This window comes from Cupriavidus sp. MP-37 (assembly GCF_020618415.1).
In the GTDB taxonomy this organism is placed as follows: domain Bacteria; phylum Pseudomonadota; class Gammaproteobacteria; order Burkholderiales; family Burkholderiaceae; genus Cupriavidus.
In genome coordinates this window covers 1757734-1777481 of sequence record NZ_CP085344.1, presented here as the reverse complement: position 1 = coordinate 1777481, position 19748 = coordinate 1757734, and the positions used below count along the sequence as shown (strand labels likewise).

20 protein-coding genes are annotated in these 19748 nt (G+C 67.3%); 7 read left to right on the top strand and 13 right to left on the bottom strand.

Annotated features, from left to right (window positions below):
- Positions 1–8 precede the first annotated feature (8 nt).
- The 6 genes from LIN44_RS08350 to LIN44_RS08325 form a co-directional block, all read right to left on the bottom strand.
- Entirely contained in the window at positions 9–1085 is a 1077-nt protein-coding gene (locus tag LIN44_RS08350) for a branched-chain amino acid ABC transporter permease (protein WP_227314291.1), read from the bottom strand.
- 11 nt (positions 1086–1096) lie between these two features.
- The gene (locus tag LIN44_RS08345) at positions 1097–2122 is read right to left on the bottom strand and encodes a branched-chain amino acid ABC transporter permease (RefSeq protein ID WP_227314290.1); all 1026 of its coding nucleotides are present in this window, start codon (positions 2120–2122) and stop codon (positions 1097–1099) included.
- Between the two features lie 191 nt (positions 2123–2313).
- Positions 2314–3054, bottom strand: a complete 741-nt coding sequence (locus LIN44_RS08340; protein WP_227314289.1) for an ABC transporter ATP-binding protein — start codon at positions 3052–3054, stop codon at positions 2314–2316.
- Positions 3047–3808 (bottom strand): ABC transporter ATP-binding protein, encoded by a 762-nt coding sequence (locus LIN44_RS08335; protein ID WP_227314362.1) that lies wholly within the window; start codon positions 3806–3808, stop codon positions 3047–3049. Before LIN44_RS08335 ends, LIN44_RS08340 begins: the two co-directional genes overlap by 8 nt.
- A 92-nt stretch (positions 3809–3900) precedes the next feature.
- Positions 3901–5088, bottom strand: a complete 1188-nt coding sequence (locus LIN44_RS08330; RefSeq protein WP_227314288.1) for a substrate-binding domain-containing protein — start codon at positions 5086–5088, stop codon at positions 3901–3903.
- 99 nt (positions 5089–5187) lie between these two features.
- Entirely contained in the window at positions 5188–5847 is a 660-nt protein-coding gene (locus LIN44_RS08325; RefSeq protein ID WP_227314287.1) for a TetR/AcrR family transcriptional regulator, read from the bottom strand.
- Between the two features lie 262 nt (positions 5848–6109).
- On the opposite strand from LIN44_RS08325, the gene LIN44_RS08320 reads away from it, so the two are divergent.
- Positions 6110–6985, top strand: coding sequence for an alpha/beta fold hydrolase (locus LIN44_RS08320; RefSeq protein ID WP_227314286.1), 876 nt, complete (start codon positions 6110–6112; stop codon positions 6983–6985).
- Here LIN44_RS08320 and crcB read toward each other — a convergent pair.
- The 7 genes from crcB to LIN44_RS08285 form a co-directional block, all read right to left on the bottom strand.
- A complete protein-coding gene (gene crcB / locus LIN44_RS08315; RefSeq protein ID WP_227314285.1) occupies positions 6967–7347 on the bottom strand; it encodes a fluoride efflux transporter CrcB in 381 nt (126 codons plus the stop codon). The two genes, LIN44_RS08320 and crcB, sit on opposite strands and share 19 nt — an antisense overlap.
- Positions 7347–7832 (bottom strand): molybdopterin synthase catalytic subunit MoaE, encoded by a 486-nt coding sequence (moaE, locus tag LIN44_RS08310; protein ID WP_227314284.1) that lies wholly within the window; start codon positions 7830–7832, stop codon positions 7347–7349. The genes crcB and moaE overlap by 1 nt, the downstream gene beginning before the upstream one ends.
- Before the next feature lies 1 nt (position 7833).
- Entirely contained in the window at positions 7834–8091 is a 258-nt protein-coding gene (gene moaD, locus LIN44_RS08305) for a molybdopterin converting factor subunit 1 (RefSeq protein WP_012353069.1), read from the bottom strand.
- 41 nt (positions 8092–8132) lie between these two features.
- On the bottom strand, positions 8133–9371 hold the full coding sequence (gene glp, locus LIN44_RS08300; protein ID WP_227314283.1) for a gephyrin-like molybdotransferase Glp: 1239 nt from the start codon (positions 9369–9371) through the stop codon (positions 8133–8135).
- 170 nt (positions 9372–9541) lie between these two features.
- Positions 9542–10987: a threonine synthase gene (gene thrC / locus LIN44_RS08295; RefSeq protein ID WP_227314282.1), complete on the bottom strand. Its 1446-nt coding sequence runs from the start codon at positions 10985–10987 to the stop codon at positions 9542–9544.
- 22 nt (positions 10988–11009) lie between these two features.
- Entirely contained in the window at positions 11010–12320 is a 1311-nt protein-coding gene (locus tag LIN44_RS08290) for a homoserine dehydrogenase (RefSeq protein WP_227314281.1), read from the bottom strand.
- Positions 12321–12369: 49 nt separating this feature from the next.
- On the bottom strand, positions 12370–13605 hold the full coding sequence (locus tag LIN44_RS08285) for a pyridoxal phosphate-dependent aminotransferase (RefSeq protein WP_227314280.1): 1236 nt from the start codon (positions 13603–13605) through the stop codon (positions 12370–12372).
- Positions 13606–13922: 317 nt separating this feature from the next.
- Between LIN44_RS08285 and LIN44_RS08280 the strand changes: the two genes are divergently transcribed.
- The 6 genes from LIN44_RS08280 to LIN44_RS08255 all read left to right on the top strand — a co-directional run bounded on the left by LIN44_RS08280 (position 13923) and on the right by LIN44_RS08255 (position 19531).
- The gene (locus LIN44_RS08280; RefSeq protein WP_227314279.1) at positions 13923–14306 is read left to right on the top strand and encodes an Mth938-like domain-containing protein; all 384 of its coding nucleotides are present in this window, start codon (positions 13923–13925) and stop codon (positions 14304–14306) included.
- Between the two features lie 142 nt (positions 14307–14448).
- The gene (locus tag LIN44_RS08275; RefSeq protein WP_227314278.1) at positions 14449–14913 is read left to right on the top strand and encodes a peroxiredoxin; all 465 of its coding nucleotides are present in this window, start codon (positions 14449–14451) and stop codon (positions 14911–14913) included.
- A gap of 430 nt (positions 14914–15343) precedes the next feature.
- Positions 15344–17047 carry a PhoH family protein gene (locus LIN44_RS08270; RefSeq protein WP_227314277.1) on the top strand — a complete coding sequence of 568 codons (1704 nt, stop codon included), beginning with the start codon at positions 15344–15346 and terminating at the stop codon, positions 17045–17047.
- 132 nt (positions 17048–17179) lie between these two features.
- The gene (locus LIN44_RS08265) at positions 17180–17587 is read left to right on the top strand and encodes a hypothetical protein (RefSeq protein WP_227314276.1); all 408 of its coding nucleotides are present in this window, start codon (positions 17180–17182) and stop codon (positions 17585–17587) included.
- Between the two features lie 47 nt (positions 17588–17634).
- Positions 17635–18315 (top strand): C40 family peptidase, encoded by a 681-nt coding sequence (locus LIN44_RS08260; protein WP_227314275.1) that lies wholly within the window; start codon positions 17635–17637, stop codon positions 18313–18315.
- Between the two features lie 193 nt (positions 18316–18508).
- Positions 18509–19531 (top strand): IS110 family transposase, encoded by a 1023-nt coding sequence (locus tag LIN44_RS08255; protein ID WP_227312327.1) that lies wholly within the window; start codon positions 18509–18511, stop codon positions 19529–19531.
- Positions 19532–19748 lie beyond the last annotated feature (217 nt).

Below are 19748 nucleotides of genomic sequence, written 5' to 3'. Positions count from 1 at the left end.
GTCTCCGCTCAGCTGGCGATGTCCTGGACCGGCGCGCTGCCGCGCAGCCGCCCCACCACGCCCTGCGGAAAATAATAGACGCTCAGCACGAACAGCAGGCCCAGCCACAGCAGCCAGCGGTCGGGGTGCAGCAGCGCCGACAGCAGCGGCAGCGCGGCGGTGCCGTCGCTGGCCAGCTTCATCACGTCCTGCAGGTAGGTCTGCGCCACCAGGAACAGCACGGTGCCGATCACCGCGCCGTAGAGCGTGCCCATGCCGCCGATCACCACGATCAGCAGGATGTCGACCATGATCTCGAACGACAGCGAGGTGTCGGGGCCGTTGTAGCGCAACCAGACCGCCATCAGCACGCCCGCCAGCGTGGCGAACATGGCCGACAGCACCGTCGACACGGTGCGGTACACCACGGTGCGGTAGCCGATCGCCTCGGCACGGAAGTCGTTCTCGCGGATCGCCTGCAGCACCCGGCCAAAGGGCGAGTTGACGATGCGCAGCAGCGCCAGGAACAGCACCAGCGCGCCGGCAAATACCAGGTAGTAGCTGAGCAGCCTGCCGCTCAGCGGCACGCCCAGCCATTCGGTGTCGGCCAGCATGAAGCCGGGCCGCAGCACCTCGGGCACCTTGAAGGTCAGGCCGTCCTCGCCGCCGGTCCACTCCGACAGCTGCGAGACCAGCGTGGCGAAGGCGGTGGCCACCGCCAGCGTGATCATGGCGAAGAAAATCGCCCGCACCCGCAGCGAGAACAAGCCGATCAGGAACGCCAGCAGCGCCGACACCGCCAGCGCGCCGGCGGTACCGGCCAGCAATGCGCCCCAGCCCGGCTCCATGCGCGACATGGCGATGGCCACGCCATAGCCGCCGATGCCGAAGAACATGGTGTGGGCGAACGAGACGATGCCGGTATAGCCCAGCAGCAAATCGTAGCTGGCCACCAGCACGACGAAGATGCAGATCTTGGCCGCCATGTTGAGCGCGCGCGCGCCGGGGAACGCAAACGGCGCGCACGCCAGCGCCACCAGGATCAGCAGCAACAGCGCCGCCAGCACGCGGCTGCGCGGCAGGTCGCCGGAGAGAAGTCGGATCATGGTCGTTGCCCTCAGCGCCGCGCCACCGGGAACAGCCCTTGCGGGCGCCACAGCAGGATCAGCATCATCAGCAGGATGTTGGAAAACAGCGCCACCTTGGGGAACAGGAAGCCGGTGTAGTTGGCCATCAGCCCCACCAGCAGCGCGCCGACGAAACAGCCCGTGGTCGAACCGAGCCCGCCGATGATGATCACGATGAAGATCAGCACATTGACCTGCGCGCCGATCGCCGCGGTGATGTTCTGCTGGTACAGCCCCCACAGCACCCCGCCCAGCCCGGCCAGCGCCGCCCCCGCGACGAACACGCCGATAAACAGGCGGCGCACGCGGTAGCCGAGCGCCTCGACCATCTCGCGGTTCTCGACGCCAGCGCGGATCAGCAGGCCGATGCGGGTGCGGTTGAGCAGCAGCAGCATGGCGATGAAGATCACCAGCCCCAGCGCCATCGCGATCAGCCGGTACTTTTCGATCGCGGCGTCGCCCAGCAGCACCGCGCCGCGGAAGGTGGTGGGCACCTGCAGCGCGATGGTTTCCGGGCCCCAGATCGCCTTGATCAGCTGCTCGGCGACGATCATGCCGCCCATCGTGATCAGGATCTGCTTCAGGTGCTGGCCGTAGACCGGACGCACCACCACGCGCTCGAAAAACAGCCCGACCGCGCCGGCCGCGACCATCGCCGCGACGATCGCCAGGGCAAAGACCGACAGGTTCAGCGCCAGGCTGTCGGCCTCGACCCAGCCCGCCAGCGGCAGCAGCACCGAGGCCGCGACATACGCGCCCAGTGCGATGAAGGCGCCATGGCCGAAGTTGAGCACGTCCATCAGGCCGAACACCAGCGTCAGGCCGGACGAGACCACGAAGATGATCATGCCCATCGCCAGGCCGGCAATGGTCAGCGTCAGCCAGGTGGAGGGACTGCCGATCAGGGGGAAGGCCAGCAGCATCAGCAGCGGGGCGAGCGCCAGCGGGGTCCAGTCGAGGCGGACGCCGGGCGGTGCGGCCGGGCTTGCGGCCGGCAAGGTGGTTGAAGTTGTCATCTGTCTCGTCCTGCCGCGGCAATTTTCCGCGCGCTGTGTGCTCCCTCTCCCGCTTGCGGGAGAGGGTTGGGGTGAGGGCCGGCGCGTCGACGAAGCGAAGCTGTCGGTATGCCAGCGCCTGCCCTCACCCCCTGCCCCTCTCCCGCAAGCGGGAGAGGGGAGCCAACCGTCGGTCCTGGAAATCGTCTTCGCTACTGATGCGCCGCCAGCGACAAACCCAGCAGCCGCTGCTGCAGCCCTTCATCCTCCGCCAGTGCCGCCATCGTGCCGGTATGCACCGTACGGCCGTCGTCCATCACCGCCACCGTATCGCCCACCGACTTCGCCATATGGAAGTTCTGCTCCACCAGCAGGATCGACACCTCGGTCTGCTTCAGCTCGCGGAACACATGGATCATGTTCTGGATGATCGCCGGCGCCAGGCCCTTGGTCGGCTCGTCGACGATCAGCAGCTGGCGCGGCTCGATGATGGCGCGCGCCACCGACAGCATCTGCTTTTGCCCGCCCGACAGCACGCCGGCGCGCTGGTGCCAGAAGGTCTTCAGCGCCGGGAACATGCGGAACACCCAGTCCAGCCGGCGTTCGTCGATGGCGCCGGTGCGGGCGGCCAGGCGCATGTTCTCGGCCACGGTCAGGTCGGAGAACACGCTCATGTTCTCGGGCACGTAGGCAATGCCGGCCTGCGCGATCGCCGGCGTGCTGTGGCGCGTGATGTCGGCGCCGTTGAAGCGGACCGTGCCGGCGCTGGCCTGCCACAGGCCCATGATGGTGCGCAGCGTGGTGGTCTTGCCGGCACCGTTGCGCCCCAGCAGCATGGTCACGCCGCCGCGCGGCACCGCGAAGCTGACGCCATGCAGGATGTGATACGGGCCGATATGGGTCTGCACGCCCTGCAGTTGCAGGATCGGCTCCGCCGCGGTCACGTCAGCCATGGCGGCCCTCCTCTTCGGGCAGGCCCAGGTAAGCCTGCTGCACCACCGGCGACGCGATCACCTCGGCCGGGTCGCCGTCGGCCACCAGCGTGCCGTTGTGCAGCACGATGATGCGGTCGGCGAGCGAGCGCACCACGTCCATCTTGTGCTCGACCAGCAGCACGGTCTTGCTGCGGTCCTGGCGGATCTCGCGGATCAGGTCCAGGATCACCGGCACTTCGTCGACGCTCATGCCCGCGGTGGGCTCGTCGAACATGAACACGCGCGGCTGCAGCGCGAGCAGGATGCCGACCTCCAGCTTGCGCTGGTCGCCGTGCGGCAGCGACGCCACCGCCAGCTGCCGCTTGCCGGCCAGCGCCACGCGCTCCAGGATGGCTATGGCCTGCGCCTGCAGGTCGCGGTGGCCCGACCACATCGAGAACAAATCGATGCCGCGCTGCTGCCGCGCCTGCACCGCCAGCCGCACGTTCTCCAGCACCGACAGCTGCGGGAACAGGCTGGTCAGCTGGAACGCGCGGCCGATGCCGCGCCGGGTCTTCTGCGACACCGGCAGGCGCGTCACGTCCTCGCCATCGAGCAGGATCTGCCCGGCGGTGGGCGGCAACTGCCCCGAGATCAGGTTGAAATACGTGGTCTTGCCGGCGCCGTTGGGCCCGACGATGCAGGTCAGCTCGCCGGGCCGGAACGCGCACGACACCGCATTGACGGCAACGTGGCCGCCAAAGCGAATGGTCAGCCCCTGCGTTTCCAGCAGCGGCCGCGCCGCGGACGCCGCCGCGCCCGCGGGCTGGCCCGCCGGCTGCGACGGCGCCGGGGCGGGCCTGGCGAAGGTGGCTGGCGCGTCCATCAGCGGTGGTTGCGCACGGGCACGTTCATTTCCTCGGGCCTGATCTCGCGCACCAGCTCCGGCACGCCCCAGGCAAAGGCCGGGTCCACCTTGATCTTGAAGTGGTACATCGACTGCATCGCCTGGTGGTCTTCCTTGCGGAAGGTCATCCTGCCCTTGGGGGTGTCGAACGACATGCCTTCCATCGCCGCGATCAGCTTGTCGGTGCCGGTGTCGCCATGCGTTTTCTTCAGGGCCTCGACCAGGGCGATGCCCGCGCTCATGCCGCCGGCGGTAAAGAAGTCGGGCGGCGTCTTGAACTTGCTGTAGTGGTTGGACACCAGCCATTCGTTGGCCTTGTTCTTGGGGATGCCGAAGTAGTAGTACGTGGCCCCTTCCATGCCCGGGAAGTTCTTGTAGCTGGCCATCGCGGGCAGGATGTTGCCGCCGGTGGCGATCTCGATGCCGTAGCGCTTGGGGTCCAGGTCGGCGATCTTGAACGGGTTGCCGGCGCCGGCCCAGATGATGAAGATCACCTTGCGGCCGGGCTTGTCCTTGAGCGAATCGAACAGCCGCTGCGCCCCCGCGGTGAAGTCGGTGGTATTGGTCGGCAGGTACTCCTCATGCACGATCCTGGCGTGCTTGAGCGCGCCCTTGAAGGCCTTGACGCCGTCGCGGCCGAAGGCATAGTCCTGCGCCAGCGTGGCGATCTGCACGCCCGGCTTGTCCAGCGCCACCGCATTCGAAATCGCGTCCTGCGACGAATTGCGGCCGGTGCGGAAGATATAGCGGTTCCACTTGTCGCCGGTGATGGAGTCGGCCACGGCGGGCTCGACCAGCAGCACCTTCTTGTATTCCTCGGCCACCGGCAGCATCGCCAGCGCCGTGCCGGATGAAGTCGGGCCCACCGCGATGTCGGCGCGGTCGTCGCTGTAGGCCGCGGCCAGCTGGGCCTTGGCCACGTCCGGCTTGCCCTGGGTGTCTTTCTCGATCACCACCAGCTTGTTGCCGTTGACGGTCATGGTGCCGTTGGTGGCGTATTCCAGGCCCATCATCAGGCCGGTCTGGGTCTGCTTGGCATAGGCCTCGAGCGCGCCGGTCTTGTCATAGACGTGCGCGATGCGGATGTCCTTGGCCAGCGCGGCGCCGGCGCCGAGCAGCGCGGCGGCCATGGCGAGGACGCGCAGAGCGTGGGGGTTGCGATGCATGGCGGTCTCCTGGGTTCGGTCTCGTTTGTGTTGGTAGGGCTGAAACCTGCTGCAACTGCGTGGCATGCCGGCTTGCGGCGCATTGCGCGCCGCCCGCGCCTATCGCGTCTGGCGCGGCTGCAGGCCGTGCGCGATCAGGTCGAAAGCGGTGTCGACCACCTTCTCCATCGAAGGCGGCCGCTTCCAGCGCGCATAGCGCATGCCGAGGAAATTGCTGATCCCGATCAGGCACCAGGCGCGCACCTCGGCATCGCCGGGCACGATCTCGCCCTGCTCTTCGGCGCGGGTCAGGCGCCGGCTGTAGAGCTCGGCGAACACCTGGAAATAGCTGCTGTAGATGGTCTCGTCGACCGAGTAAGAATCCAGTACGATCCGGTACAGGTTCTTGTGGCGCGAAACGAAGGACAGGAACGCCTTCAGGCCCAGGCGCTCGGCCTCCATCTGGGTTTCGGCGGCGGCAACGTGCTTGCGCAGGTGCGCGCGCACCAGTTCCAGCATGTGCGCGACCAGCGCGCGGAAGATATCTTCCTTGTCCTTGAAGTACAGGTAGAAGGTGCCCATCGCCACCTTGGCTTCCTGCGTGATCTCGGAGATCGACGCGGCGTAGTAGCCCTTCTCGCCGAACACCTTCTCGGCGGCGCGCAGCAGCGCTTCGCGTGTCTTCTGCCCGCGCGCGGTCTTGGGCGGGCCCATGCCGCCGGCAGGGCCGGTGGCGTCGGCGTCGGCTATGCCGGTGTCGCCAGTCTGGGTGGTGGACATCTTGTCTCCGGTGGCGCTGGGCGCCTTGTCTTGGAAATGCCGACCGCTGCCTGTGTTGCCGGCGCCGACAGGCGACCACAGGCGCCTCCTCGCCCCCGCCGTCGTCCCTGCCGCCACCTGGAACCGCCACTCAGGCAAAACCTGATATCTGATTCATGTTTCATCGTATAAATTGCGCAGCGTGGATGTCAATAGAGGGGCACCCTCACCCCGGGCGATATGCCGGGCGCCTTCCTCCCCTCCCGCCAGCCGAGACACGCCGTTGGACGCTTCCGAACCGCTCCCTGCCAGTCCCGCCGCGCCGCCCTATGTCGTCCATCCGGCACGCGGGGCCCTGCCCGGCTGGCGCGAAGCCGGACAGGGCCGGCCCTTGCTGCTGCTGCATGGCTGGTCGGTCGACGGCACGGCCTTCGACGGACAGCGCGCACTGGCGCTGGCCGGCTTCCGCGTGATCGCCCCCGACCATGCCGGCCACGGCCTGTCGCGGCAGCGCGCGGGCGCTGGCGTCGCAGCGCTTGCGCGCGACGTGGCCGCGCTGGTCGCGCATCTGGGACTGGCTGACGTGGTGGTGGCGGGCTGGTCGATGGGCGCGATGGTGGCCTGGGCACTGTTGCGCGACCAGCCGCAGCTGCCGCTGGCGGCGGTGGGCAGCATCGACATGACGCCCCGCATGATTACCGGCCCGGGCTGGCCGCATGGGCTGCACGGCCATTACGACATGGCCCACGCCAGCCAGATGGCGGACCGTGTGCGCGCCGACTGGCTCCGGCTGGCGCCGTCGGTGGCATCAGGCTTGTGGGCGGCGGGCCGGCGTCCGGAGCCGGCGGCGACGCAGCGCATCGCGCACATGGCGCGGCAGTGCGACGCCACGGTGCTGGCCGGCTTGTGGGAAGACATGGCGCGGCAGGATTTCCGCGACACGCTGCGCGCGGCGCGGCTGCCGCTGTTCCATCTGTATGGAGCAGCCAGCCGGCTGTACGCGCCGTCGGTGGGCCTCGCCACGCGGGCCTTGCACCCCGCGGCGGGGTTCAGCGTGGTGCCCGAGGCCGGCCACAGCCCGCATATGGAGCAGGCGCCAGCCTTCAATGCCGCGCTGATCGCGCTGATCCGGGACGCGGATCAGGCCAGCACGCGGTAGCTCCAGAGCCCCAGCGCGGTCAGCAGCAACGAGCCGCCCAGATGCAGCAGCAAGTGCATCGCCGCCCAGCCGTAGTCACCGGCCATCAGGTTGGCCACGACCTCGCTCGAGAACGTCGAAAACGTGGTCAGCCCGCCGAGGAAGCCGGTGATGGCCAGCAGGCGCCATTCCGGCGGCAGTCCGGCATGCGTATCGAAGAAGCCGACCGCCAGCCCGATCAGGTAGCCGCCCAGCAGGTTGGCCGCCAGCGTGCCATAAGGCATCGCCGGGTTGATGGCATTCCACAGTACCGAGAATGCCCAGCGCAGCCATGCCCCTGCCGCGGCGCCGACACCGACGGCGACAAACCCCAACGGGCCCATCAGGGCTGCTCCTCGCCGCTGGCGTTGATCGACTCGATGCCCCAGCGCTTCAACGCGTCTTCATCGGTGACCCGTGCATCGACCCAGCGCGCGCCCTCCGGCGTTTCTTCCTTTTTCCAGAACGGCGCTTCGGACTTGAGGTAGTCCATGATGAATTCGCACGCGGCGAAGGCATTGCCACGATGCTTCGATGCCACCGCGACCAGCACGATCTGATCCAGCGGCAGCAGCGGGCCGACGCGATGGATGACGGTGACGCCCAGCAGTTCCCAGCGCGCGCACGCCGCGGCTTCGATCTGCGCCAGCGCCTTCTCGGTCATGCCCGGGTAGTGCTCCAGCTCCATCGCGCTGACGGCGCTGCCCTCGCTGACATCGCGCACGGTGCCGATAAAGCTGGCTACGGCGCCGACCTGCGGATTGCCGGCGCGCAGTGCCGCGACTTCCGCGCCGAGATCGAAATCCTCACGCTGCACCCTGACGCTCATCTCAGCCTCCGGTCACAGGCGGGAAAAACGCGACTTCGCAGCCGTCGGCAAGCGCGGTATCGGCGCGGGCCACGGCGTGGTCGACGGCCATGCGCAGCGCGCGGCCCTCGGCCAGGGTCTCGGCCCAGGCGCCGCCGCGCTGGCGCAGCCACTGGCGCAGCGCGCCGACGGTGCGCACCTCGGGCGGCACCTCGGCACGCTCGGCGGACACGCCGAGCTGCTCGCGCACGCTGGCAAAGAATCGGAGTTCGATGATCATCGCTGCCTTCTATATCCTGGGCATCCTGGTCATGCCGGCCGCTACGCGAGCAGGCCGTCAAACGGAATGAACTGCACGGTGTCGCCGCGCGCGATCGCCTGGTTGGGCGGATTGTCGATCAGGCCGTCGCCCCAGACGGTCGAGGTCAGCACGCCCGAGCTCTGGTTGGGGAACAGGTCGAGCCCGCCCTCGGCATTGAGTCGCGCGCGCAGGAACTCGTTGCGGCGGTCGCCCTTGTTCAGCTCGAAATCGGCGCGCAGCGGCAGGCGCCGCGGCGCCACGTCGGCCACGCCCTGCAGGCGCAGCAGGAACGGGCGCACGAACAGCAGGAAGGTCACGAAGCTGGACACGGGGTTGCCCGGCAGCCCGAGGAAAAACGCCGGCTCGCTGCCGCTGCCGACCTGCCCGAACGCGAGCGGCTTGCCCGGCTTGATCGCGATCTGCCACAGGTCGAGCCGCCCTTCGGCCTCGACCGCGGGCTTGATATGGTCTTCCTCGCCGACCGAGACGCCGCCCGAGGTAATGATCACGTCATGTCCGTGCGCCGCGCGGCGCAGGGTTTCGCGCGTGGCGGCCAGCGTATCGGGGACGATGCCGAAGTCGCTGACCTCGCAGCCCAGGTTTTCCAGCAGGCCGCGCAGCGTGAAGCGGTTGGAGTTGTAGATCGCGCCGGGCTTGAGCGGTTCGCCCGGCATCGCCAGTTCGTCGCCGGTGAAGAACACCGCGACGCGCACGCGGCGCACCACGTCCAGCCTGGCCTGGCCGACCGACGCGGCCAGCCCCAGCGCCTGCGGCGTCAGCCGCGTGCCGGCCGGCAGGATCACGCTGCCGGCTTCGATATCCTCGCCGGCGCGCCGCACCCATTCGCCGGACTGCGGCACGTGGTTGACGATCACGTCGTCGCCGTCGGCCGCGCATTGCTCCTGCATCACCACGGCATCGGCGCCGGGCGGGATCAAGCCCCCCGTGAAGATGCGCGCCGCGGTGCCGGGTTCCAGCGCGGTGCCGACATGGCCGGCGGGAATCCGTTGCGACACGCGCAGCCGCGTGCCCGCGGCCGGCACGTCGGCGGCGCGCAGCGCGTAGCCGTCCATCGAGGTGTTGTCGGCCGGCGGCACGCGCAGCGTGCTCGTCACCGGGGCGGCCAGCACGCGGCCGTTGGCGGCGAGCGTGTCGATGGACTCGGCCTGCGCCAGCGGACGGGCGGCGCCAAGCAGCGCGTCGAGCGCTTGGGCCAGGGTCAGCATCGGGGGACGGGAAGGTGCTGCGGCTTGGGTCATGGTGCGATGTGGGAAAGGGTTGGCCCATGAAAAACGGCCCGCGCATGGCCGGCACCCGCGCGCGGGGCTGGCCATGCGGGGGCCGGAGATCGGGCCCGCAGCCTGATTGTAGCGAGTTGGCCCGGACCCGGCACGCGGCGGCGCCGCAGCCACGTCCGCGCCCCGCGCGCTTACAGGCCGGTGTGGCGGGCGATATAGGCCTTCACTTGCGCGGCGTCGGCCGGCATCACCTCGAAGCGCTGCGGCAGGCTCTCGATGCCCTCGAACTTCGCCGGGCGCTCCGGCTCGCGGCCGAGCGCTTCGCGGATGGTGTCGGCAAACTTGGCGGGCAGCGCGGTTTCCAGCACCACCATCGGCACGCCGGCGCTGAGATGCTCGCGCGCCACCTTGATGCCGTCGGCGGTGTGGGTATCGATGGTGACGCCATAACGCGACGACAGGTCGCGGATGGTCGCCAGCCGGTCCTGGTGCGTGCTGCGTCCCGAGACGAAGCCGAACTGGCGGATGCGGTCGAATTCCGGCGTGCCCGACAGGTCGAAGCCGCCCTTCTCTTCGACGTCGCGGAACAGCGCCGCCAGCTTGCCGGCGTCCTGGCCCAGCAGGTCGAACACGAAGCGCTCGAAGTTCGAGGCCTTGGAGATGTCCATGCTGGGGCTGGAGGTGTGGTAGGTCTCGGCCGACTTGCGCACGCGATAGGCGCCGGTGCGGAAGAACTCGTCGAGCACGTCGTTCTCGTTGGTGGCGACCACCAGCTTGTCGATCGGCAGGCCCATCATGCGCGCGATATGGCCGGCGCAGACATTGCCGAAGTTGCCCGACGGCACGCAGAACGACACCTTCTGGCCCGGGCCATCGGTCGCCAGCAGCCAGCCCTTGAAGTAGTACACCACCTGGGCCACCACTCGCGCCCAGTTGATCGAATTGACCGTGCCGATCTTCTGGCGCGCCTTGAAATCGTGGTCGTTGGAGACCGCCTTGACGATATCCTGGGCGTCGTCGAACACGCCGTCGATGGCGATGTTGAAGATGTTCGGGTCCTGCAGGCTGAACATCTGCGCGGTCTGGAACGCACTCATCTTGCGGTGCGGGCTCAGCATGAAGACGCGGATGCCGCGCTTGCCGCGCATCGCGTATTCGGCGGCGCTGCCGGTGTCGCCCGAGGTGGCGCCCAGGATGTTCAGCTCCTGCCCGGCCCGGGCCAGCGCGTACTCGAACAGGTTGCCGAGCAGCTGCATCGCCATGTCCTTGAACGCCAGCGTCGGGCCGTTGGACAGGCCCAGCAGCTGCAGCCTGGTGCCGCTCTCTTCGCCCAGCGTGCGCAGCGGCGTGATGTCGGCGGTGTTGTCGCCCTCGCGCGCGTTGCAGTACACCTCGGCGGTGTAGGTCTTGCGCGTCAGCGCGCGCAGGTCCTCGGCGGGAATGTCGTCGCAGAACTTGCGCAGGACTTCATAAGCCAGGTCGGCATACGGCAGCTTGCGCCAGGCCTCGAGTTCGTCGGCCGTGACTTGCGGATACTGCTTCGGCAAATACAGGCCGCCATCCGGGGCCAGGCCGCCGAGCAGGATCTCGGAGAACGATTGCGGCATGTCATGGCCGCGGGTCGACTGGTATTTCATGGGTGCGGTACGGTGGCGGCGCTCAGTTCAGTTCTTCCATGCGCAGGCGCGTCACGGCGGACAGCACCGTCTGCAGCGCCTCGATCCTGGCGATGGCAGCGTTGACGTGCTTCTCGCGCGTGATGTGCGTCAGGATGATGATGTCGGTCTGCGGCTCGCCTTCTCGCGATTCCTTCTGCAGCATGGCGTCGATCGAGATGCCGCCCTCGGCCAGGATGCGCGTGATCTCGGCCAGCACGCCGGTCTCGTCGGACACGCGCATGCGCAGGTAGTACGAGCTGTTGATCTCTTCGATCGGCAGCACCGGCACGCTCGACAGCTCATCCGGCTGGAATGCCAGGTGCGGCACGCGGTGCTCGGGGTCGGCGGTGTGCAGGCGGGTCACGTCGACCAGGTCGGCGATCACCGCCGAGGCGGTCGGCTCGGCGCCGGCGCCCTTGCCGTAGTAGAGCGTCGCGCCCACGGCATCGCCCTGCACCAGCACCGCGTTCATCGCGCCTTCGACATTGGCGATCAGGCGCGTGGCCGGCACCAGGGTCGGATGCACGCGCAGCTCGACGCCGTCGTCGCGGCGGCGGGTGATGCCCAGCAGCTTGATGCGGTAGCCCAGTTCCTCGGCATACTTGATGTCGGTGGCCGACAGCCTGGTGATGCCTTCGACGTGGGCGCGGTCGAACTGCACCGGCATGCCGAAGGCGATCGCGCTCATCAGCGTGACCTTGTGCGCGGCATCGACGCCCTCGATGTCGAAGGTCGGGTCGGCCTCGGCGTAGCCCAGCTGCTGCGCTTCCTTCAGCACCGCGTCGAAATCCAGGCCCTTGTCGCGCATCTCGGACAGGATGAAGTTGGTGGTGCCGTTGATGATGCCGGCGATCCACTGGATGCGGTTGGCGGTCAGGCCTTCGCGCAACGCCTTGATGATGGGGATGCCGCCGGCCACCGCGGCCTCGAACGCGACGATCACGCCCTTCTTGCGCGCGGCCTCGAAGATCTCGTTGCCGTGCACGGCCAGCAGCGCCTTGTTGGCGGTGACCACGTGCTTGCCGTTCTCGATCGCCTTGAGCACCAGCTCGCGCGCGATGCCGTAGCCGCCGATCAGTTCGATGACGATATCGATGTCCGGCCGGTTGACCACCGCGTTGGCGTCGCTGACGATCTCCACTTCCCCGTTGGTCAGCTCGCGCGCGCGTTCGGTGTTGAGATCGGCCACCACGGCGATCTCGATGCCGCGGCCGGCGCGGCGGCGAATTTCTTCCTGGTTGCGCTTGAGCACGTTGAACGTGCCGCTACCGACGGTACCGATGCCGAGCAGGCCAACTTTGATGGGGTTCATGGACAATCTTCTGAGTTGCTAAGGATGGGTTGCGGCGCGGCCGGCCGGATCAGGCCGCTGCCTTGCCGTGGCGTTTTCGGTAGGCCTCGAGGAAGCGCGCGATGCGGCCGATGGCCTCGCGCAGGTCTTCCTCGTGCGGCAGGAACACGATGCGGAAATGGTCGGGCCTGGCCCAGTTGAAGCCCGAGCCCTGCACCAGCAGCACCTTGGACTCCTGCAGCAGTTCATAGATGAACTCCTGGTCGTCCTGCACCGGGTACATCGACAGGTCCAGCTTCGGGAACAGGTACAGCGCGGCCTTGGGCTTGACGCAGGTCACGCCTGGAATCGCGGTGATCAGTTCGTAGGCCAGGTCGCGCTGGCGGCGCAGGCGCCCGCCTTCGTTGACCAGGTCGTTGATGCTCTGGTAACCGCCCAGCGCGGTCTGGATCGCCCACTGGCCCGGCACGTTGGCGCACAGCCGCATCGACGACAGCATGTTCAGGCCCTCGATGTAGTCGATGGCCGGGCGCTTGTCGCCCGACACCACCATCCAGCCGGCGCGGTAGCCGCACGAGCGGTAGTTCTTCGACAGGCCGTTGAAGGTCACCGTCAGCACGTCGGTCGACAGCGAGGCGATCGAGGTGTGGGTATTGCCGTCGTACAGGACCTTGTCGTAGATCTCGTCGGCGAAGATGATCAGGCCATGCTCGCGTGCGATCGCGACGATCTCCAGCAGCAGTTCATCCGAGTACAGCGCCCCGGTGGGGTTGTTCGGGTTGATGATGACGATGGCCTTGCTATGCGGCGTGATGCGCGCGCGGATGTCGGCCGGATCGGGCATCCAGTCATTGGACTCGTCGCAGATGTAATGCACCGGGGTGCCGCCCGACAGGCTCACCGCGGCGGTCCACAACGGGTAGTCCGGCGCCGGCACCAGCACTTCGTCGCCGGTATTGAGCAGCGCGTTGACGGCCATCACGATCAGCTCGGAGGCGCCGTTGCCGACATAGATATCATCCAGGCCGACGCCTTCGATATTTTTTTGCTGGGTATAGTGCATGATCGCCTTGCGCGCGGCGAAAATGCCCTTGGAATCGGAATAACCTGCCGAATTCGGCAGGTTTCGCATCATGTCCTGCTGAATTTCCTCCGGCGCATCGAAGCCGAACACGGCCAGGTTGCCGATATTCAGCTTGATGATCTTGTGCCCTTCTTCCTCCATCTGCTTGGCCTTTTCCAGCACCGGCCCGCGGATGTCGTAGCAAACGTTATTGAGTTTGTTGGATTTCTGGATGGGTTTCACGGCGATGTCGGGCAAGCGTGGCGTGCCGCGTCGGCGGCACCGGACTGGGAATCGGGGCGAATCTCGGGGCGAATCGAACGAAGGCGGAGGCGCCGTCCGCTGCGATGCAACGCAAACGTGGCAGACAGGGAGGCAAAAGCTATAATTTATCGGATTATGACAGACTTCGGCAGGGATTCTTGCATTGCAGCGTGCGCTGTCCGCGCGCACCGCGGCCGCCTGCACGCTGTCACCCGTCCATTGCCCGCCCGGCCCGCCGGCCATCCGCCCCGCGGACCGGCCCGCCAGCCCGCGGCGGCCACCGCCGAGACCCCCAAGTGAAACTCCACGCCGACCAGCCCCAGTCGCTCAACACCGTCACGGCCTACGGGCCCGGGTATATCGAAATCAACCTCGTCCGGCACACCAACTCGGTGCTGGTCATGCCGGAGGGCGAAGTCCGGCCCTGGCCGGTCGACCGTTTCGAAGACCTGGAGCCCGCGCATTTCGAGCAGCTGTCCGAGCTGGGGCCCGAAGTGGTGCTGCTCGGCACCGGCGCGCGGCTGCGCTTTCCGCACCCGCGCCTGACGGCGTCGCTGGCGCGCCGCCATGTCGGGGTCGACGCCATGGACATGCAGGCGGCGTGCCGCACCTACAACATCCTGATGGCCGAGGGCCGCAAGGTGGCGGCGGTGCTGCTGCTCGAGCCCGAGGCCGCCTGACGCGGGCCCCGGCGAAAGTTGAGCAGTCGCCACGCTTGAAGTCTGCGCGAGGCGCCCCAATCTGCTCGCGCTGAGGCGGCAGCCCCTCTCCCGATTCCTACGATCTCACCGATCCCTGCCCCTCCCCCAAGGAGCCACAAGCATGACCGTCAGTCTCAACAAGGCCATCCCCGACTTCAGCGCGCCGATGACCGGCGACGCCACCTTCCGCCTGGCCGACTACCGCGGCAAGACGGTGGTGCTGTACTTCTATCCGAAGGACAACACGCCGGGCTGCACCACGGAGGCGATGAACTTCCGCGACCAGTATGAAGATTTCGAGAAGGCGGGCGTGCAGGTATTCGGCATCTCGCGCGACAGCCTGCGCTCGCATGAAAACTTCAAGGCCAAGCTCGAACTGCCGTTCGAACTGATCTCCGATGCCGACGACAATGTGTGCACATTGTTCGATGTCATCAAGATGAAAAAGCTCTATGGCAAGGAGCACCGCGGCATCGAGCGCAGCACCTTTGTCATCGACGGCAAGGGCATCCTGCGACACGAGCTGCGCGGCATCAAGGTGCCCAACCATGTCGACGAAGTGCTGGAGATCGTGCGCGCCATCTGAAGCTTCGTCGGCGCGCCGTTGCCCGTAACGGACTCGATCCGGACGCGCCGTGGCATACCGTGGCAAAGGTTGGGAAACCCAATTGCCAAACCCAAAGCCTTCGGATACATTGGCCCGTAATGAGTTCAGATTCCGGATGCCACGCTGTTTCGACTCCCCGGCCCAGGCGCTTCGTGCCACAGGCCGGTAGCGGACCTGCCATGTCGGCAGTCCGCCCAAGAGCCGCCAACCCTGTTCCGCAGGCATGGCGGCTTTTTTGTTTGCAGCCACGCCTGTCCTCATGTTTGTCCGCGCCGGGTGCCTCGCGCATGCATGTCCCGGCCAGGCTCCGCCTCGCCGTGTCCAGCACGTCGGACTCAGCCGAGCTCGCGCCGCGCCGCGGACCGGACATTCCCGCCCCCTTCTTGTCCCCCTGAAAGGAAAGCCAAGCATGCCGCTGCCTACCATGCCCGCCAAGCCTGCCCAATTGCTGGACCCGAGCGAGTTTGCTCCGGTTTCCGCGGTGCCTAAGGCCAAAGCCGCCACACAGGGCAAGAAACCTGTGCCGGCGCTCGAGCGCGTGGCATTGCTGGAGACCGGCGACACCCAGGCGCCTGAAGTCCAGGCCCGGGCCGCCGGTGGCACCCGCGCCCGCAGCACCGAGACGCCTGCCGTATCGACGCCGGCCGTCGCCGCCGCGCCGGTGAGCCTGGTCAAGCCGTCGACCGGCACCACGCGCCGCACGCGCAAGGCCGAAGGCCCGAGCAAGCTGTTCGTGCTCGACACCAACGTGCTGATGCACGACCCGGCCTCGCTGTTCCGCTTCGAAGAGCACGACATCTATCTGCCGATGATGACGCTCGAAGAGCTGGACAACCACAAGAAGGGCATGAGCGAAGTCGCGCGCAACGCGCGCATGGTCAGCCGCACGCTCGACTCGCTGGTGGGCGGCACCGACGGCGTGCTCGATGAAGGCCTGCCGCTGGCCCGGCTCGGCAACCGCGACGCGCAGGGCAAGCTGTTCTTCCAGACCCGTCTGAACGACATCAAGGCGCCTGAAGGCCTGCCGCAGGGCAAGGCCGACAACCAGATCCTGGGCGTGGTCAGCGCGCTGCAGCAGCAATATCCCGAGCGCCAGGTCGTGCTGGTGTCGAAAGACATCAACATGCGCATCAAGGCGCGCGCGCTGGGCCTGCCGGCCGAAGACTACTTCAACGACCAGGTCCTCGAAGACAAGGACCTGCTCTACGCGGGCGTGATGCAGCTGCCGGGCGATTTCTGGGCCAAGCACGGCAAGGGCGTCGAAAGCTGGCAGGATCCCAAGTCCGGCGCCATGTTCTACCGGCTCACCGGTCCGCTGGTGCCGTCGTTCCTGGTCAACCAGTTCGTCTACCTCGAGCCTGTCGACGGCAGCCTGCCGCTCTATGCGCAGGTCAAGGAGATCAACGGCAAGACCGCGCTGCTGCAGACGCTGAAGGACTACACGCACCACAAGAACAACGTGTGGAGCGTGACCGCGCGCAACCGCGAGCAGAACTTCGCGCTCAACCTGCTGATGAATCCGGACATCGACTTCGTCACGCTGCTGGGCCAGGCCGGCACCGGCAAGACGCTGCTGGCGCTGGCGGCCGGGCTGGAGCAGGTGCTGGACCAGAAGCTCTACAACGAGATCATCGTCACCCGCGCGACCGTGCCGGTGGGCGAGGACATCGGCTTCCTGCCCGGCACCGAGGAAGAGAAGATGCAGCCATGGATGGGCGCATTCGACGACAACCTCGAAGTGCTGCAGAAGAGCGACGACAGCGCCGGCGACTGGGGCCGCGCCGCGACGCAGGAACTGATCCGCTCGCGCATCAAGGTCAAGAGCATGAACTTCATGCGCGGCCGCACCTTCGTCAACAAGTTCGTCATCATCGACGAGGCGCAGAACCTGACGCCCAAGCAGATGAAGACGCTGGTGACGCGCGCCGGCCCCGGCACCAAGATCATCTGCCTGGGCAATATCGCGCAGATCGACACGCCCTACCTGACCGAGGGCTCGTCGGGCCTGACCTACGTGGTCGACCGCTTCAAGGGCTGGAGCCACAGCGGCCATATCACGCTGGCGCGCGGCGAGCGCTCGCGCCTGGCCGACCACGCCGGCGACGTGCTCTGACGCGGGCTGCGGGCCCGGGCACCGTTCCACGCGGACGGGCGCCCGGGCCCGCTGTCGTGATCGGCAAGCGCAATGCGGCTATGATGTCCGCACGTCCGCTTGTTGTCCCGCACCACAAAACTGGAGGCGTCGATGAACCCACAGCATCTCCGCCTGGCCGCGCTGATCGGCGCCGCCATGTTGCTGGCCAGCCCGCTTCAGGCCAGCGCCGCGGCTGACGACCTGGTGATCCGCACCATGGGTCCGGTCAGCTATGTCTGCGGCGGTGTCGCCGAAGACGAGCGCCAGGCACTGGCGGCGCGCGAGAAAGATTTCAATATCGGCATCCTGTTCACGCAGGGCGCCGCGGGCGAGTTCCTGTCCGACGTTGCGGTCAGGCTGGTACGCGACGAACAGGAGGTCGCAACCTTCCGCGCCGCCGGGCCCCGCTGCCTGATACGTGCGCCCGAAGGCAGCTACAATATCGAGGCCAGCTACAAGGGCCAGCCCAAGTCGATCAAGCTCAGCACCGGTACGCGCAACGCCCAGCTACGCTGGTAGCGGCATGGCTTCCGGAGCGCGGGCAGGCCCGCGACCGGAATCCAGGGATGCCATTGCGCCGTACCAGCAGCTGTTCCAATCCTCCCTCAGCGCCGGGTCCGCTTGTCCGGGCCGGCCTGCCGCTGCTCTGCGCCGCCGCACTGCTGCTGGCGGCGTGCGCGAGCGCGCCACCGTCCCGCCATGGCGGCCCGCCGCGTGCGCCCGGCAAGTCCATGGTCGATCCCAGCGCGGGACTGGAGGAAATCTCGATCCAGGCGATGTCGCTGGTCGGCACGCCATACCGCTACGGCGGCAACACGCCGGATGCCGGCTTCGACTGCAGCGGGCTGGTGCGCTATGTGGTCGCGCGCGCGGCAAACGTCAACCTGCCGCGCACCACCGAGGCCATGGGCACGCGCGGCAGCTCGCTCGACCGTAGCGAAGTCGCTTCCGGCGACCTGGTGTTCTTCAACACCACCGGCCGCGCCAACTCGCACGTCGGCATCTACGTCGGCCAGAACCGCTTTGTCCATGCGCCCTCGTCCGGCGGCACCGTGCGGCTGGAGGACATGGGCAAGCCTTACTGGGCCTCGCGCTACAACGGCGCGCGGCGCGTGGTGTCCGGTGCGGTCAACCTGCCGCCGGCACCGGCGACACCTGCCCCCTCACCCGCCCCGGCGCCCCTGGTGCCGGAACCGGTGCCGCTGCCCGACGACGACGATCCCATCGCCGCCTTCGCCAACCGCTGAAGCGTAGCCGCAGGAGTTTGAATCACCATTTGGGTGCTCCCTCTCCCGCTTGCGGGAGAGATGGAATGAACACCGCCCATCTACCGCCAAGCCAGGCCGCGGCCTAGAAAACAAAGGGGCTCTCGCTTGACCGACGGCATCGATGTGCCAGAGTGAAAGTTCGATCCAACACTCAAGGTCGAGGAGAGCCCAAATGAATGCTATGACATATGGGCTGGACATTGCAAAGACAGTGTTCCAGATGTACTGGATAGACCCCATTACGGGGAAGCCCCAGAACCGGCGATTCAGCCGCACCGCGCTCATCGAATTCCTGTCCAATTGCCAGCCTGGGCAGATCGCACTGGAGGCCTGTGGCGGTGCCCACTGGTGGGCGCGCAAGATCCAGAGCCTTGGCCACGAAGTGGTGTTGCTCAACCCGGGTTACGTACGCGCCTTCGTGCGTACGAACAAGAACGACGCGGCGGACGCCCGAGCCATCTGGACTGCAGCCCGGCAACCCGACATGCCGGTCGTGTCGGTCAAGACCGAAGCGCAGCAGGCTGTGCTCTCGTTGCATCGTATACGGGACGGGCTGGTCAAGACGCGCACCCGGCAGAGCAACCAGATGCGCGGGCTGCTGGGCGAATATGGCCTGCACTTCCGCACGGGGCGGCTGGCCTTCCGGGCCGAGCTGCGCCAGCGCTGGGCTGAGGTCGCTCAGGTCGTACCGCCCTTGTTGATGCGCGCGCTGGAGCGGCAGGTCTGTGCGCTGCGCGAACTCGACGAACAGATCCAACTGGTTGAGCGTGACCTCCAGGAATGGCTGAGGTCTGATCCGGCCGCGCAGATCGTGGAGAAGATTCCCGGCGTCGGCCCCATTACCGCCACCGCCTTGGTCGCGACCATGGGCTGTGCCCAGGCCTTCCGCTCAGGCAGAGCCTTCGCTGCAAGCCTGGGACTGGTTCCCGCGCAGACCGGCACGGGCGGCAACGTACGGCTCGGTCACATCAGCAAGCGCGGCGACGCTTACGTGCGACGACAGTTGGTCAACGCCGGACGCACGATGCTCACGCGCACCAAACATCCGCCGGCCTGGGCACTGTCCATGCTGCAGCGGCGCCCCAAGAACGTGGTGGTCGTGGCGCTGGCCAACAAGATCGCCCGGACAGCCTGGGCATTAATGGCCCATGGGCGCCAATACGATCCCGGACATGTGAGCTTGCGCCCGGCCTGAGCCGGGGGGCATCACCTTCCCTTAACCAGCGCTTGATTAACCTTCACGGCTGCACAGGCAAGAAACAGCAATGACGAAACAGGTAGGACCGTGGGAACCCAAACCTGCCCCAACCCAAGCGGCTTACAAGCCCGTGGCGAGAGATTGAGGACGGTTCTCAGCAGCTTCCATTGTGGCCCGCGAGAACAAGTACTCGCTCCAGGCCGGATATAAGGCA

Bases quoted from the DNA above. Each gene is read 5' to 3' on its own strand.
- LIN44_RS08350 (WP_227314291.1), bottom strand. From the start codon at position 1,085: ATGATCCGACTTCTCTCCGGCGACCTGCCGCGCAGCCGCGTGCTGGCG.
- LIN44_RS08345 (WP_227314290.1), bottom strand. From the start codon at position 2,122: ATGACAACTTCAACCACCTTGCCGGCCGCAAGCCCGGCCGCACCGCCC.
- LIN44_RS08340 (WP_227314289.1), bottom strand. From the start codon at position 3,054: ATGGCTGACGTGACCGCGGCGGAGCCGATCCTGCAACTGCAGGGCGTG.
- LIN44_RS08330 (WP_227314288.1), bottom strand. From the start codon at position 5,088: ATGCATCGCAACCCCCACGCTCTGCGCGTCCTCGCCATGGCCGCCGCG.
- LIN44_RS08325 (WP_227314287.1), bottom strand. From the start codon at position 5,847: ATGTCCACCACCCAGACTGGCGACACCGGCATAGCCGACGCCGACGCC.
- crcB (WP_227314285.1), bottom strand. From the start codon at position 7,347: ATGGGCCCGTTGGGGTTTGTCGCCGTCGGTGTCGGCGCCGCGGCAGGG.
- moaE (WP_227314284.1), bottom strand. From the start codon at position 7,832: ATGAGCGTCAGGGTGCAGCGTGAGGATTTCGATCTCGGCGCGGAAGTC.
- moaD (WP_012353069.1), bottom strand. From the start codon at position 8,091: ATGATCATCGAACTCCGATTCTTTGCCAGCGTGCGCGAGCAGCTCGGC.
- glp (WP_227314283.1), bottom strand. From the start codon at position 9,371: ATGACCCAAGCCGCAGCACCTTCCCGTCCCCCGATGCTGACCCTGGCC.
- thrC (WP_227314282.1), bottom strand. From the start codon at position 10,987: ATGAAATACCAGTCGACCCGCGGCCATGACATGCCGCAATCGTTCTCC.
- LIN44_RS08290 (WP_227314281.1), bottom strand. From the start codon at position 12,320: ATGAACCCCATCAAAGTTGGCCTGCTCGGCATCGGTACCGTCGGTAGC.
- LIN44_RS08275 (WP_227314278.1), top strand. From the start codon at position 14,449: ATGACCGTCAGTCTCAACAAGGCCATCCCCGACTTCAGCGCGCCGATG.
- LIN44_RS08270 (WP_227314277.1), top strand. From the start codon at position 15,344: ATGCCGCTGCCTACCATGCCCGCCAAGCCTGCCCAATTGCTGGACCCG.
- LIN44_RS08265 (WP_227314276.1), top strand. From the start codon at position 17,180: ATGAACCCACAGCATCTCCGCCTGGCCGCGCTGATCGGCGCCGCCATG.
- LIN44_RS08260 (WP_227314275.1), top strand. From the start codon at position 17,635: ATGCCATTGCGCCGTACCAGCAGCTGTTCCAATCCTCCCTCAGCGCCG.
- LIN44_RS08255 (WP_227312327.1), top strand. From the start codon at position 18,509: ATGAATGCTATGACATATGGGCTGGACATTGCAAAGACAGTGTTCCAG.